This is a genomic window from Staphylococcus pseudintermedius, from assembly GCF_001792775.2.
Lineage (GTDB): Bacteria > Bacillota > Bacilli > Staphylococcales > Staphylococcaceae > Staphylococcus > Staphylococcus pseudintermedius.
Window position 1 is genome coordinate 153,914 of the sequence record NZ_MLGE02000005.1, and the last position, 13,578, is coordinate 167,491.

General features: G+C 38.7%; 15 protein-coding genes. All 15 read right to left on the bottom strand.

Annotation, left to right across the window (positions count from 1 at the left end; all coding sequences use genetic code 11):
- Positions 1 to 34: 34 nt before the first annotated feature.
- Positions 35 to 607: an RNA polymerase sigma factor gene (locus BJK46_RS05880; RefSeq protein ID WP_014614759.1), complete on the bottom strand. Its 573-nt coding sequence runs from the start codon at positions 605 to 607 to the stop codon at positions 35 to 37.
- A gap of 76 nt (positions 608 to 683) precedes the next feature.
- Positions 684 to 1,208: an NYN domain-containing protein gene (locus BJK46_RS05885; RefSeq protein WP_031253855.1), complete on the bottom strand. Its 525-nt coding sequence runs from the start codon at positions 1,206 to 1,208 to the stop codon at positions 684 to 686.
- 3 nt (positions 1,209 to 1,211) lie between these two features.
- Complete coding sequence (gene rlmB, locus BJK46_RS05890) at positions 1,212 to 1,961, bottom strand: 23S rRNA (guanosine(2251)-2'-O)-methyltransferase RlmB (protein ID WP_014614761.1); 750 nt, start codon at positions 1,959 to 1,961, stop codon at positions 1,212 to 1,214.
- Between the two features lie 5 nt (positions 1,962 to 1,966).
- A complete protein-coding gene (locus BJK46_RS05895; protein WP_014614762.1) occupies positions 1,967 to 2,368 on the bottom strand; it encodes a Mini-ribonuclease 3 in 402 nt (133 codons plus the stop codon).
- Positions 2,361 to 3,761, bottom strand: coding sequence for a cysteine--tRNA ligase (cysS, locus tag BJK46_RS05900; protein WP_014614763.1), 1,401 nt, complete (start codon positions 3,759 to 3,761; stop codon positions 2,361 to 2,363). Before cysS ends, BJK46_RS05895 begins: the two co-directional genes overlap by 8 nt.
- Positions 3,745 to 4,410 (bottom strand): serine O-acetyltransferase, encoded by a 666-nt coding sequence (cysE, locus tag BJK46_RS05905; RefSeq protein WP_172425792.1) that lies wholly within the window; start codon positions 4,408 to 4,410, stop codon positions 3,745 to 3,747. Before cysE ends, cysS begins: the two co-directional genes overlap by 17 nt.
- A 387-nt stretch (positions 4,411 to 4,797) precedes the next feature.
- On the bottom strand, positions 4,798 to 6,252 hold the full coding sequence (gltX, locus tag BJK46_RS05910) for a glutamate--tRNA ligase (protein WP_037543943.1): 1,455 nt from the start codon (positions 6,250 to 6,252) through the stop codon (positions 4,798 to 4,800).
- A gap of 76 nt (positions 6,253 to 6,328) precedes the next feature.
- Positions 6,329 to 6,808: a 2-C-methyl-D-erythritol 2,4-cyclodiphosphate synthase gene (gene ispF, locus BJK46_RS05915; protein ID WP_014614766.1), complete on the bottom strand. Its 480-nt coding sequence runs from the start codon at positions 6,806 to 6,808 to the stop codon at positions 6,329 to 6,331.
- A complete protein-coding gene (ispD, locus tag BJK46_RS05920; protein ID WP_014614767.1) occupies positions 6,801 to 7,499 on the bottom strand; it encodes a 2-C-methyl-D-erythritol 4-phosphate cytidylyltransferase in 699 nt (232 codons plus the stop codon). Before ispD ends, ispF begins: the two co-directional genes overlap by 8 nt.
- Complete coding sequence (locus BJK46_RS05925; protein ID WP_014614768.1) at positions 7,500 to 8,561, bottom strand: PIN/TRAM domain-containing protein; 1,062 nt, start codon at positions 8,559 to 8,561, stop codon at positions 7,500 to 7,502.
- A gap of 18 nt (positions 8,562 to 8,579) precedes the next feature.
- Positions 8,580 to 9,950 (bottom strand): DNA repair protein RadA, encoded by a 1,371-nt coding sequence (gene radA, locus BJK46_RS05930; RefSeq protein ID WP_014614769.1) that lies wholly within the window; start codon positions 9,948 to 9,950, stop codon positions 8,580 to 8,582.
- Between the two features lie 386 nt (positions 9,951 to 10,336).
- On the bottom strand, positions 10,337 to 11,083 hold the full coding sequence (locus BJK46_RS05935; protein ID WP_103263674.1) for an ABC transporter permease: 747 nt from the start codon (positions 11,081 to 11,083) through the stop codon (positions 10,337 to 10,339).
- On the bottom strand, positions 11,070 to 11,774 hold the full coding sequence (locus BJK46_RS05940; RefSeq protein WP_014614771.1) for an ABC transporter ATP-binding protein: 705 nt from the start codon (positions 11,772 to 11,774) through the stop codon (positions 11,070 to 11,072). Before BJK46_RS05940 ends, BJK46_RS05935 begins: the two co-directional genes overlap by 14 nt.
- A gap of 14 nt (positions 11,775 to 11,788) precedes the next feature.
- Positions 11,789 to 12,748: a hypothetical protein gene (locus BJK46_RS05945; RefSeq protein WP_099986825.1), complete on the bottom strand. Its 960-nt coding sequence runs from the start codon at positions 12,746 to 12,748 to the stop codon at positions 11,789 to 11,791.
- A complete protein-coding gene (locus tag BJK46_RS05950; protein WP_037543946.1) occupies positions 12,748 to 13,560 on the bottom strand; it encodes a SagB family peptide dehydrogenase in 813 nt (270 codons plus the stop codon). Before BJK46_RS05950 ends, BJK46_RS05945 begins: the two co-directional genes overlap by 1 nt.
- Between the last annotated feature and the right edge of the window lie 18 nt (positions 13,561 to 13,578).

Here is a 13,578-nt window from a genome sequence, read left to right on the forward strand (position 1 = left end):
ACATAAGTTTACATTCAATTGTCAAACCACTTTCTTATGTGAGGAGACTTTTCAATTTTTGACGAATTCGATACAGCGCATTATAAACTTTCTTATCTGAAACATTCAGTTCACGTGCAATTTCTGCAGGTCGCCATTCTGCAATAAGGTAATCTAGCACGCGCATTTCAAATGCACTCAACTGTTGAAGTAACTGTTGTAACGTGTCTTGAATATAATGAAGATATTCGTGACTATGGCGTTGCTGCTCGGCCAACTGTGTTCGATAACTGATTGCATAGCCATCGACGTAATCTTCAAAAATGCGCTGATGGGTCAGTTTTTTGCGTCGATAGTCAAGTTTACGCCGATAAATGGTCCGCTTAATGTAATGTTCGAATGGAACACCAAAATAAAACTGCTCGCTTTGTATTTTTTGATAAATTGCGAGAACAACGTCTTGTACTAAATCATCACAATCTGCTTGGGCTACACTAAAATCACCAAAACTTTTTCGCGCGATACGCTCAATATGGTGAACCAACTTTTCAATTGCTTCGGGTTGTTGCTGTTGCGCACGTTGTATGGTTTCTGAAACAATATCGTTTGGATTAGGGATTTGTGCCATGAAACTTTTCCTCACCTTCGACCAATGATGTCTTATCATATCTGTCAAAGGTGTCTCTCTACAACTTGCAAAACGATTAATCTCGAGACTTGCCCCGTCTTATTTTTTCAAATTCAGATAACAACTCTTCTGATAGCTGAATACGTGTACGCGGCTTCATTTCACCAAATTCGTCCATCGATTTGGTCACACTCTCTTTGTTCTCTTTTAAATGGCGCCACATTTCTCTTGAGGATAAACGATAAGCACCTGTTCCAAAAATGGCATGTTGTTCACTCATATCACTCGTCACTACCGTAATATGGGTCGTATGCTTATTATAAATATTATAGACATAGCGTTCGATAAAACTATCTGCTGTTTCGTGCTCTTTTGTAAATACGACATGCACCCCGTGATACTCATATTCAGACTGTGGTGTGCCACGATCATAAGCATCAAACACACACACAATTTTACCTTTTGTCACTGCACTATAGTTGGAAATTTCGATGAGCAATTGTTCTCTCGCTTCTTCTAAACTTTCTTTAGCGACACGACTCAATTTTTGGGACTGACCAATCATGTTATAACCATCTATGATTACGTAATAGTCCTTCATCATTTACTTGTCACCGCCGATAGGTTGACGTTTACGAAACACTTCATACATCATCAAACTCGCTGCGACCGATGCATTTAAACTGTTCACATGGCCAACCATTGGAATTTTAATGTAAAAGTCACATTTCTCTTTCACACGACGACTCATCCCTTGACCTTCACTGCCGATGACAATCGCTAAAGGCATATCGGCTTGCATTTGACGATAATCTGTCGCATTGCTCGCTTCTGCACCTGCAATCCAATACCCTTTGTCTTTCAACACATCCATCGTTTGCGACAAGTTTGTCACACGAATCACAGGCACATGCTGAATTGCACCTGTTGACGCTTTCGCTACTGTTTGCGTCAAGCTAACCGAACGACGTTTAGGAATAATAATCCCATCCACACCTGTCGCATCAGCCGTTCGTAAAATAGAACCTAAGTTGTGTGGATCTTCTAACCCATCTAAAATCAACACGGTGGACAAGCCTTCTTTTTGCGCTTGTTCTGCTAAAAATTGATTCAAGTCTGCATATTCATATGGTGCAACGAATGCCGCAACACCTTGATGGGGTGCATTCGCAAGTTGATCTAATTTTGATTTTGGGACCGTTTGGACAACGAGTTTTGATGATTTCGCAACTTTTAAAATTTCTTCAATTTGTTGCTTCTTAATCCCTTCTTGAATTAAGATTTTATTAATCGTATGTCCTGATATGACTGCTTCTCTCACTGCATGACGCCCCACAATAATTTCCGAGTCCATGGATTTCAACGCCTTTCTTCAACATTTTCAACAATCACTTTTAACAATGCTTCTAATCGTTCTTCTTGATGCTCTAAATATAAAAAGCCAATGATCGCTTCTAAACCAGAACTTTTTCGATAGGTCTGGACATCTGTGTTCTTCGCTTTCGTATAACTTTTCGCATTTCGTCCACGCTTCACAACCGCAAGTTCCTCTTCATTGAACCAATCTTGCGCGATTAAATGTTCTAGCGTCACTGCCTGGCTTTTAGCTGATACAAATCGTTTAGCCTCTTGATGCAGACGATTCGGTTTACTTTGAAGCTTTAAAATAATATACGTACGGACATATTGATCAAGCACCGCATCCCCGACATAAGCGAGCGACAGTGGGTTGAGTAGTTTGGCATTTGTCGGCTTATCCACGTTTATATCTCACACCTTGTGGCGTATCTTCTAAAATGATGTTTTGGGCTTTCAATTGATCACGTATTTCGTCAGCACGTGCATAATCTTTTGCTTGACGTGCAGCGTTACGTTCTTCAATCAGCCGTTCAATCTCTTCGTCGAGTAACCCTTCTACATGGTTTGAAGTTAACGGCACACCTAGCACATCACTAAAGATCGCGAACACTTCTTTAAAACGTTGAATCACTTGTGTTGAAGTATTGTCTTCTAATAAATATTTATTCGCGAGCTTCACTAAATCGTACCAAGCTGTAATCGCATTTGCTGTGTTGAAGTCATCGTCCATCACTGTCTCAAACTGCGTCAAAATCGCATCAATTTGTGTTAACATCGTTGCGTCATTTGTTAAGTCCGTCGCCACAGTTTCACGTTCCGTCAATGCTTGATAACTATTGCGAATACGTTCCAAACCACTTCTCGCTGCTTCAACAAGTTCTAAATTGTAGTTGATTGGACTTCGATAATGAACACTAATCATGAAAAAGCGTAATACATCTGGGTCCACTTCTTTAATAATGTCATGGACTAAAATGAAGTTTCCTAAAGACTTACTCATTTTTTCATTATCAATATTAATAAAACCGTTGTGCATCCAGTAGTTCGCAAACGTCTCATGGTTATGCGCTTCTGACTGTGCAATCTCGTTTTCGTGATGTGGGAATTGCAAATCGCTTCCCCCAGCATGAATATCAATCGTAGGGCCGAGCTTTTCAAAGGCCATTACTGAACATTCAATATGCCACCCCGGACGGCCTTCACCGAATGGACTCTCCCAACTAATTTCACCTGGTTTCGCTTTTTTCCATAGTGTGAAGTCGAGTGCATCTTCTTTGTTTTCGCCTTGCTCGATACGTGCACCGACTTTCAGATCATCAATCGACTGATGGCTCAACTTACCATAATCTTCAAATTGACGCGTTCTGAAATAAACGTCGCCACCACTTTCATATGCATAACCTTCATCAACTAACTTTTTAATAAATTTAATAATGTCATCCATATGATCCATCACGCGCGGATTCGACGTCGCTTTTTTAACATTCAGGGCCTCTGTATCTTCATAAAAGGCTTGAATGTAACGTTCCGCAATCTCTGGAACTGTTTCGCCCAACTCTTGTGAACGTTTAATCAATTTATCATCAACGTCAGTAAAGTTTGAGACGTAATTCACTTCATAACCTTTATATTCAAAATAACGACGGACCACGTCATAGTTAATCGCTGGACGTGCGTTCCCAATATGGATGTAATTGTACACAGTTGGGCCACACACATACATTTTCACTTTTCCTGGTTCGATAGGCTGAAACACTTCTTTTTGACGTGTTAATGTATTATATAATGTAATCATCTTTAATCTCTCCATTTTTAGTTTGTTCAAGTTGTCGTTCTAGTTGTTTGAGTTGCTCATAAATTGGATCTGGCAAGTTAAGATGATCGAATGTCTTACCGATACGTCTACCATCTTGCTTCACAATACGTCCTGGAATACCTACCACCGTAGAATAACTTGGAACATCTTGAAGCACGACCGAATTAGCACCGATATTAACATTTGAATGCACCTTAATATTACCTAACACTTTAGAACCTGCTGCGATAAGGACGTTATCACCAATGTCGGGATGACGCTTCCCTTTTTCTTTACCAGTTCCACCTAACGTCACACCTTGATATATCGTCACATTGTCACCAATAGTACATGTTTCGCCGATGACCACCCCCATACCATGGTCAATAAATAAACGGCGCCCAATTTTAGCACCTGGATGAATTTCAATACCTGTAAAAAATCGTGAAGCTTGAGAAATCGCTCTTGCAAGTACATAACGTTTCTTTTGATATAAGCGGTGTGCAATCAAATGACTCCAAACCGCATGTAAACCCGCATAAGTTGTAATCACTTCTATCGTTGAGCGTGCTGCTGGATCTTGTTCAAATACCATTTTGACATCATCCATCATACGTCGGAACACTTTAACCCCTCCTTCAAACAGCATGACAATACTTATTCTTGTAAACTAACTGAAAAACGACTTTCACGGACAACCCACTCCTTGGCTTCATTGTCCTCCTTAAAAAGTGTGATCAGAATTGAAAAAAGCACCTCTAACATGTCATATGTCAGAGGTGCGATATGTGCACGGTTCCACTCTTAATTAGTACATGTTCAAAGCTTAAACTTTGCATCCATATACTCACTCAATTGGTTATTCAATTCTCATCCTAAAGGTGCATTCAACAAATTTTGTGGTGCACTCTCACCAACCGTACACTCTCTGATTCACACGCTGTTTGCTTACTTGTCCTTTATTCTATTCAAATCCACTTTAATAGTAGTCGATTTTCAAAGTGATATCAAGTACGAAAATCGAACATACCCTTTTTTATAATAAACTTTGAATACGACGAAGCACTTTATCTTGTCCTAATACTTCCATTGTGTTCGGTAATTCAGGTCCATGCATTTGGCCTGTTACTGCAACACGGATTGGCATAAATAATTGCTTTCCTTTAATGCCTGTTTCTTTTTGGACTTCTTTGATGATTTTTTTAATCTCAGCCGCTTCAAAGTTTTCTAAAGCTTCTAACTTACCGTATAATGCTGTCATCAATTGTGGCACTTGTTCACCGTTCAATACTTCTTGCGATGCTTCGTCCAACTCTTTTTCATCGCGGAAGAACAACTCAGATAACGGTACAATTTCACCCGCATAGCTCATTTGTTCTTGATAAAGCGCAACTAACTTGCGACCCCAATCTAACTCCGCTTCTGATGGTGACTCTGGTAATAAGCCTGCTTTGATCATATGCGGCAATGTCATTTCAAATACTGTTTCCGCATCTTTTTCTTTCATATATTGGTTGTTAATCCACTCTAATTTTTGTTTATCGAAAAATGCTGGTGATTTTGATAAACGCTTTTCAGTGAAGATTTTGATGAATTCGTCTTTAGAGAAAATCTCTTCTTCACCTTCTGGAGACCACCCTAACAATGCGATAAAGTTAAATAACGCTTCTGGTAAATAGCCTAAATCGCGATATTGCTCAATAAATTGTAAAATTTGACCGTCACGTTTACTTAATTTTTTACGTTGTTCATTAACGATTAAAGTCATATGCGCAAAGCGTGGTGGTTCCCAACCAAATGTTTCGTAAATCATTAATTGTTTAGGTGTGTTAGAAATGTGGTCGTCACCACGAATGACGTCAGAAATTTCCATGTAGTGATCGTCCACGGCTACTGCAAAGTTATATGTTGGTACACCGTCTTTTTTCACGATGACCCAGTCGCCGAAGTTGTCAGATTCAAATGTGACAGGCCCTTTCACCATATCATCAAACGTATATGTTTTATTTTGCGGCACACGGAAACGGATTGCTGGCTTGCGTCCTTCTGCTTCAAACTGCTGACGTTCTTCTTCAGTCAAGTGTGCATGTTTCCCACCGTAACGCGGCATTTCACCACGTGCGATTTGTTCTTGACGTTCTGCCTCTAATTCTTCTTCAGTCATATAACATTTATACGCTTTATCTTCTGCTAATAACTGCTCGACTAAAGGTTGGTAAATTTCACCACGTTCTGATTGGCGATAAGGTCCATAGCCTTTATCTTTGTCTACAGATTCGTCCCAATCCAAACCTAGCCACTTCAAATTATCGAACTGTGATGATTCACCGTCCGCTAAGTTACGTTTAGAATCTGTATCTTCAATACGAATGACAAAATCACCATCGTAATGTTTCGCGAATAAATAGTTAAATAATGCCGTACGTGCGTTCCCAATATGCAAATAGCCTGTTGGACTTGGTGCATATCTTACTCTCACTCGGTTACTCATTTCGTTCACTCCTGTTTCATTGTTCAATTGTTATATTATAGCATGTCATCCCCATTTATGCATATCACAGCTTAGGTTAAGTTGTTGCCGTTAATGACACAATCGCTTGAGCGGCAATCCCTTCTTGACGCCCTGTAAAACCTAACTTTTCGCTCGTCGTCGCTTTCACATTCACACGCTTAATATCGACAGCAAAAAGACCTGCAATGATTGCGCGCATCTCATCGATATAAGGTCGGAATTTCGGTTTTTCCGCAATAATCGTTGCATCAATATTATTAATGACATAACCTTCTTTTTGAACTTCTGCGTACGCTTCTGTTAATAATTTTTTCGAATCTGCATCTTTAAATTGTGGATCCGTATCTGGAAATAGCTTACCTATATCACCTAATGCACATGCCCCTAACATCGCATCTGTAATCGCATGTAACAAGACATCTGCATCACTATGCCCTTTCAAACCATGCGTATGTGGCACTTCAATCCCGCCAATAATTAAAGGGCGTGTCGCATCAAATGCGTGCACATCGTATCCTAATCCAACTCTAAACATGATGATGTCGACTCCTTTTTTCTAAAATTGCTTCTGCATATGTTAAATCTTCTTCAGTCGTTAATTTAATATTATCATAATCCCCTTCAACCATATAAATGCGTTGACCGTAAGCTTCAATTAACGAGGCGTCGTCCGTCCCCATCATTTGTTGCGTTTTTGCATGGTCATAGGCTGAAGCAAGCAGTTCAAATGTCGCACCTTGAGGCGTCTGCACTTGCCATAAAGTCGCACGATCCAATGTTTCCGTCACAAATTGGTCGGACACGCGTTTAATCGTATCTTTTGCCTTCACACCGACAATCGCCGCCCCATATGTTCGAATGGCAGCCGTTACCTCATGAATCGTGTCATGCGTGACAAACGGGCGTGCCCCATCATGCACAAGGACAATGTCATCATTCGTGAACTCAACGTTTTGCAGCACTTGATGAATACTATCTTGACGTGTCTCACCGCCAACGACTAAACTTTTTACTTTTGAAAATGGTCCTGTTAATACCTCAAGTTGATCCCGATCTCTCTCGTGTATCGCCAAATGAATGCCTTCACACTGTACATCGGATTGAAAAACGGAAAGCGTATGCTCTAACACACGGCGCCCCGCAACTTCAATGAACAGTTTATTATACGGACGTCCCATACGACTGCCTTTGCCTGCTGCTGGTATAATGACGTGATAATTTGACATTTATGCTTCCACCTTCTTCGCAAAAATAATTCGCCCTGATGCAGTTTGTAACATACTGATTACTTCAAGTGTAATGGTTTCATTCACGTATTGCTTTGCATCATCCACGACCACCATTGTGCCGTCATCTAAATAACCGACACCTTGGCCAGGCTCTTTCCCAACTTTTGTAATCATCAAGTCAAAACGATCGCCTTGATGCACCTCAGGTCGAATCGCATCAGATAGGTCATTGACATTTAACACTTTGATTCCTTGGATGCTGCATACTTTGTTCAAGTTATAATCCGTTGTAATCACGTGCGCGCGATAATGTTGCGCTAACCTTACAATTAAGTCGTCAATGTCTTGGTGTGTACGTTGCGGGTGAATAATACGTGTCGGGTGTTTCGACAGATGAATCGCACTTAAAATTTCTAAACCACGGCGCCCTTTATCACGCTTAATACTATCATTCGCATCCGCGACGACTTGCAACTCATTAATGACACCTTGAGGAATGAGAATTTCGCCATCAATAAATCCCGCTTCCATAATTTTTAAAATACGGCCATCAATAATCGCACTCGTATCAATAATTTTCGGCACAGCATTGCGGGCATTAATCGCCATCGAACGCGCCATATTTTCTGGTAAAAACAACAGCATTTCATCACGTTTTTTCAGACCAAATTGAAAACCGAGATAACTTAAACTTAATGTAAGTAGGATAGGGACGATACGGTTAATCAAATCCGTCCCAATAAACTCAAGAATAAAGGAAATCATGACAGATATGAGTAGCCCCATAAACAAACCAATCGTTGCGAAGATAATTTCAATAGCACTATACCCCAACACAAATTGCTCTAAATCTTTCATCGCATACGCAATACGGGGGATAAACCAACCAAACAATAAAAACATGATAGCAACACCCATGATCGACGTCACATAACTATTCTCCATCATTGGAGGATGACTGACATTAAAATCAATCATGACAGCAGGGATTAAGAGTATGCCTAACACACTACCAATAATAATATAAGACACAATCACTAATAATTTAATAAAATCCACCTCTATCATCCCTCCTTTCTAATTTTTTAATGCGTATTTCAATGCTTCATTGACAGAAGTCACGCCAATCACTTCAATACCTTCTGGGAAGTGCCATCCGCCAATATTGTTTTTAGGGATAATCACACGTTTAAAGCCCAATTTTGCTGCTTCTTGCACACGTTGCTCAATGCGCGAAACACGGCGGACCTCACCAGTCAATCCAACCTCGCCAATATAACAATCGAGGCCGTCTACTGCTTGGTCTTTAAAACTAGAAGCTGTCGCAATGACGATACCTAAGTCGACAGCAGGTTCAGAGAGTTTGACGCCCCCAGCCACCTTAATGTAAGCGTCTTGTTGTTGTAATAAATAACCTTCTTTTTTCTCTAACACCGCCATTAACAAACTGAGGCGATTATGGTCAATACCTGTCGCCATACGTCTCGGATTATTGAACGTCGTCGGTGTGACAAGCGCTTGTACTTCAATTAACAATGGTCGTGTCCCTTCCATCGTTGCGACAATTGTCGAACCTGCAACATTGGTCGTCCGTTCTTCTAAAAACATTTCTGACGGGTTAAGCACGCTTTTTAAACCTGACTGTTTCATTTCAAAAATACCCATTTCATTCGTAGAGCCAAAACGGTTTTTCACCGCTCTTAAAATACGATACGCATGATGTTCATCACCTTCAAAATAAAGCACCGTATCCACCATATGTTCAAGTAAACGCGGCCCCGCGATTTGGCCTTCTTTCGTCACATGGCCTACAATAAACGTCGCAACATTCATTTGTTTTGCGATGTGCATCAAGCTTTGTGTACTTTCACGAACTTGAGATACAGAGCCAGGCGCCGAACTGATTTCGGGATGGTAGATCGTCTGAATAGAGTCCACTACAATTAAATCAGGTTCGACCTTTTTCACCGCTTCATGAATAACCATTAAGTCCGTTTCCGCAAACACGTTAAGTTGACTCGCATCTTCATCCAAACGATCCGCTCTAATTTTAGTTTGATTGAGTGATTCCTCACCAGTAATATAGAGCACCCTTTTCTCTTTAGATAAAGCCGCGCACATTTGAAGTAACAATGTGGACTTCCCTATTCCTGGATCGCCACCAATCAGCACGAGTGACCCTTCTACAATACCGCCACCGAGCACACGGTTTAATTCACCACTATTCGTTTGGATACGTGGCGCAAGCTCTTGTTTAATGTCATCGAGCTTTTGTATTTTTGCTGAACTTGTTTTTTGCGCCCGTACACCGTGTTTAGGACTCGCAGTTTTTTGTTCAAAAGATTCCTCCATTGAATTCCAAGCACCACAATTTGGACATTTCCCCATCCATTTAGGCGATTGATAACCACAGGCCGTACATTCAAAAATTGTTTTTGTTTTTGCCACTCAGACACCTCCATCTCGTCATATAACATATCTATTTTATACTTGAAAAATGTTTCTGACAAATGTTGCCCTTTATCATTTAAACGCTTTAAATATCCGTTCTCATCGAAACACACTATCCAATTATAAATAATATACAGCAAATACTTAAAAATGTAGCCTGTACAACACAAAACAGGAAATAGAAAGCTCAAATAACCAGCTCTATCATCAGTAAAATAAACTACAACGCACTTGACGCACTAAAGACAAAGACAAAAGACGATTACAACTGACATAGCAAAGGCTATACCCCATTTGTAACCGTCCCTTTTTTGTTTCTATTTTAAATACAGCGTAGGTCCATTGCAGTCAATCGCATGACTTGTGCCATTGAATAAAATAGTTTATTTATTTTTGCCATTCACCTTCGATAGCACTAAAAAGATGATGAAGAAAAGTATCGCATAACCTATTAAATATAAAACGTCCTCAATATGGATACACCCTTCACTTAAAATGCTCCATCCAATATGCCCGTATCGATATGAAGGTAATATCTCAGCAAAAGCTTGCATATGTTTCGGCATCGCATCGATAGGAATCCATAGCCCCCCTAAAAAAGACAAAAGCAAATAAACAATGGTACCTATCGGCTGCGCGGCTGAACCGAGTTGGCCAATGATTAAAGCTAAAAATAAAAATGCAAAACTGAAAACATTCAACAATATCACGATTTCTACCAGTTTATAGAAGGCGATATGAATGTCATTATAAAAATAACCTAACAAAATCATTGCGACGGAAAAGATGAAAGATATAAGAAAGTATGAGAATAAGTAACTCATCATATAGGCATTCGGATTAATGACAGACACTTTAAGATATGCATACCAGTTATCATTTTTTTCATTTGCTACCTTTGTTCCAAGTAAATTAATCGCGTTTCCCATTATACCAAAGCAGATCAGAGAAATGAGTGAGTATTCCTTCCAACTGATACCATTGACTGCTGCATTTTGTGGAAAAATCTCAGAATATATAACATAGAAAAACATTGGCAATGCGATAATTAATAAAACATACTTAAAATCCCTAAATATTCTTCGCGTATTGAGTTGAGTTAAGTATAGAAATGATTTAGCCTTTTTCATATAAAACTTTCTCCTTAAAAATTTTCTTCAACTTGTCACCTTTATGGTCAAAGGTATTGAATAAAACTTCTACCTGCTCATTCAACACTATTTTACCTTTATGGAGAATCACGATTCTTGTAGCGAAGGCGGCTATTTCTTCTAAATCGTGACTAATCAACAACACACTCATCTTTTCTTCTTCGACTTTCGAGCGAACGTGTTCCCAAAATAACTCTTTAGAAGCAACGTCCATGCCTGTCGTTGGTTCATCAAGCACTAAAAACTGAGGGCAATTCACTAGAGCTGCTGCATATTGTAGTCTTCTTTTTTGTCCCCCTGATAAGCGCGTGCAATATTGATTTTTTTCCTTCACTAAATCGACTTCTTTTAGTATGTCATCTGTATCTTGTTGATGCTCTGAGTAACTTTTTAAAAGCTCTAACCATTCTTTCACTTTCATTTTTTCAGGCATTGCCACTTCTTGTAACACAACACCACATTGTTGTTTGAAATCGATATTTTTTATCACCTTACCTGAATTTTGTTTGAGTAGACCTAGCACTATTTTAATCAGTGTGGATTTTCCCTGGCCATTCAACCCTAAAAGACCTACAATTTCACCTTGATTGACCGACAAGTCAACAGCATCCAGCACTTTGTTTTTACCAAAAGTTTTACTCACATCATTAATTTCAAATATATTGCCCATATTATTCAAACTCCTTAACGGATTATCTTTTGAATCATTTGTTGCGTAATCCGAATAGCTTCTTCATTAACTGGAGGGATAGAATTCATTAAAAATTTAGGGGAAAGATAAATCACTGAAAGATTTTCTTTATACGTATAAGCCTGTTCTCCGTTATTGATATCTATTGATTCATGAATATCGTATGCATCTAACATTTTTTCAATGTCTAAATTAAAATCCCGTTTCACGTCTTCTGTAAAGGAAATAAGTAGAAACAATTCAATCTGCTTTCTACTGTACATAGGAAATGCAATACTATAATATATCCCTTCGCTTCTTAAGTTCGCCATTTTCTTATTGATGAATCCGATTAATTTTTGAATGTAAAAAATAGTTGATGCTTCTTGGATAGAATGAACTGAGATATTAATATACTTGAAGAAAAACTCGACTTTGTTGTGTGATAGCGTTCCACTTTTCGCTGTCATCGGTTGTGTCACCTTTTCTATCACTTCATCTTTAAAAAAAACATGATGAGCCACTTCATTACATATGTCATTATTGATGAAGATGAACGAGAAAGTATCCAGCGTGTTTTGAAGTAGTCCGTTATAATATTCTAAATCTTGATTCACTATTGCATCTTGTTTCAGACCTCTCATCTTGTTCATAATATTTTTGATTTCCTTGTTTTCAAGTGCACGCTCTTGTTTAATTTCACTCAAAGCTCTGTTGAATTCTTGCTGATTAAATTCATATAAATATGGAGCGGGTTTAAAAAGCTCAATATCAAAGTCATCTTTCAAAGTGATTTTGATGTAATCTTCTGTCGCATGTGCACCTAAAATATGAAAACCGTCATCCTTTACTCTTGCCGTTAAAATGTGCTCGAGTACATGCGCAAAGTCACTGTTCATTTTTTCATAGGGTCTAAGGAATAATGAAATTTCTTGTAATGGCGTTTCTCTTTTAAAATATATCATTTCCTTCATCATAAAACCGCCTCTCTATCTTTAGTTATAAATACACAGTCAACGATACTTTCATGATTACCATCAATTTTTAACATTTCTTCTACTTTAAAGTCGTCAGTCCCCCCTATAGAGGTACTCACTAAATTGTAATGGGTTGCCATAAGTGAAATATTTTGAGCCACAGCGCCTGCTTCTAGCAAAATATATCTGTATGCCCTGTCGTCATACTTAAAAGTAGCCCTTGAAAAAACAGCTGTAATAAAAAATATAATAGAAGGATGTTCCATGTTTTGATATCTCATAATATATTGGGAGATATCAAAAACATGCGCGCCATTGTCTAACAGACTGAGAGTATGCGTCGAAGGATTGTAATGGTAGAGTCCTTTTTTAAAATTTTCGTAATCATTAAAAACAATGCCATATATTTCTAACGGATATAAAGCGCCCGCTGAAGGGACAACCCGTTTATTTTGACTATTCTTTCCATAAGCTGCCCAAAACAAATCTGAAAGGACATTTAAATCGATAAAAGCATCTTTATCCGGACTATGAACTTGAGATCTTCTCTTATCTAGGTATTCTGTTAGCAAACCAGATGAATGTGCATTCAATTTGAAATGTTGTTGTGTTGGAAAATAGCGTTCCGGACTTTGTGTCGCTTTAAGAAAATTCGGACTATTTAATAAAACTCTAGATTGATACATATTGCTCATTAAATATCTTTTGCTATGCTTTGTATTTTGATGATATGTTTGACTCAATACACATTTTGAACTTAATCGAGTCGCATAATCATTACTGATCATTATAGATTTGAAATGTTCCATGGCATACTCCTTTAAAAT

Coding starts and splice junctions, on each gene's coding strand:
- BJK46_RS05880 (WP_014614759.1), bottom strand. CDS start 607: ATGGCACAAATCCCTAATCCAAACGATATTGTTTCAGAAACCATACAA.
- cysS (WP_014614763.1), bottom strand. CDS start 3,761: ATGATTACATTATATAATACATTAACACGTCAAAAAGAAGTGTTTCAG.
- BJK46_RS05885 (WP_031253855.1), bottom strand. CDS start 1,208: ATGAAGGACTATTACGTAATCATAGATGGTTATAACATGATTGGTCAG.
- ispF (WP_014614766.1), bottom strand. CDS start 6,808: ATGTTTAGAGTTGGATTAGGATACGATGTGCACGCATTTGATGCGACA.
- BJK46_RS05935 (WP_103263674.1), bottom strand. CDS start 11,083: ATGAAAAAGGCTAAATCATTTCTATACTTAACTCAACTCAATACGCGA.
- ispD (WP_014614767.1), bottom strand. CDS start 7,499: ATGTCAAATTATCACGTCATTATACCAGCAGCAGGCAAAGGCAGTCGT.
- BJK46_RS05940 (WP_014614771.1), bottom strand. CDS start 11,774: ATGGGCAATATATTTGAAATTAATGATGTGAGTAAAACTTTTGGTAAA.
- cysE (WP_172425792.1), bottom strand. CDS start 4,410: ATGCTGTTTGAAGGAGGGGTTAAAGTGTTCCGACGTATGATGGATGAT.
- BJK46_RS05950 (WP_037543946.1), bottom strand. CDS start 13,560: ATGGAACATTTCAAATCTATAATGATCAGTAATGATTATGCGACTCGA.
- BJK46_RS05945 (WP_099986825.1), bottom strand. CDS start 12,748: ATGAAGGAAATGATATATTTTAAAAGAGAAACGCCATTACAAGAAATT.
- rlmB (WP_014614761.1), bottom strand. CDS start 1,961: ATGGACTCGGAAATTATTGTGGGGCGTCATGCAGTGAGAGAAGCAGTC.
- gltX (WP_037543943.1), bottom strand. CDS start 6,252: ATGAGTAACCGAGTGAGAGTAAGATATGCACCAAGTCCAACAGGCTAT.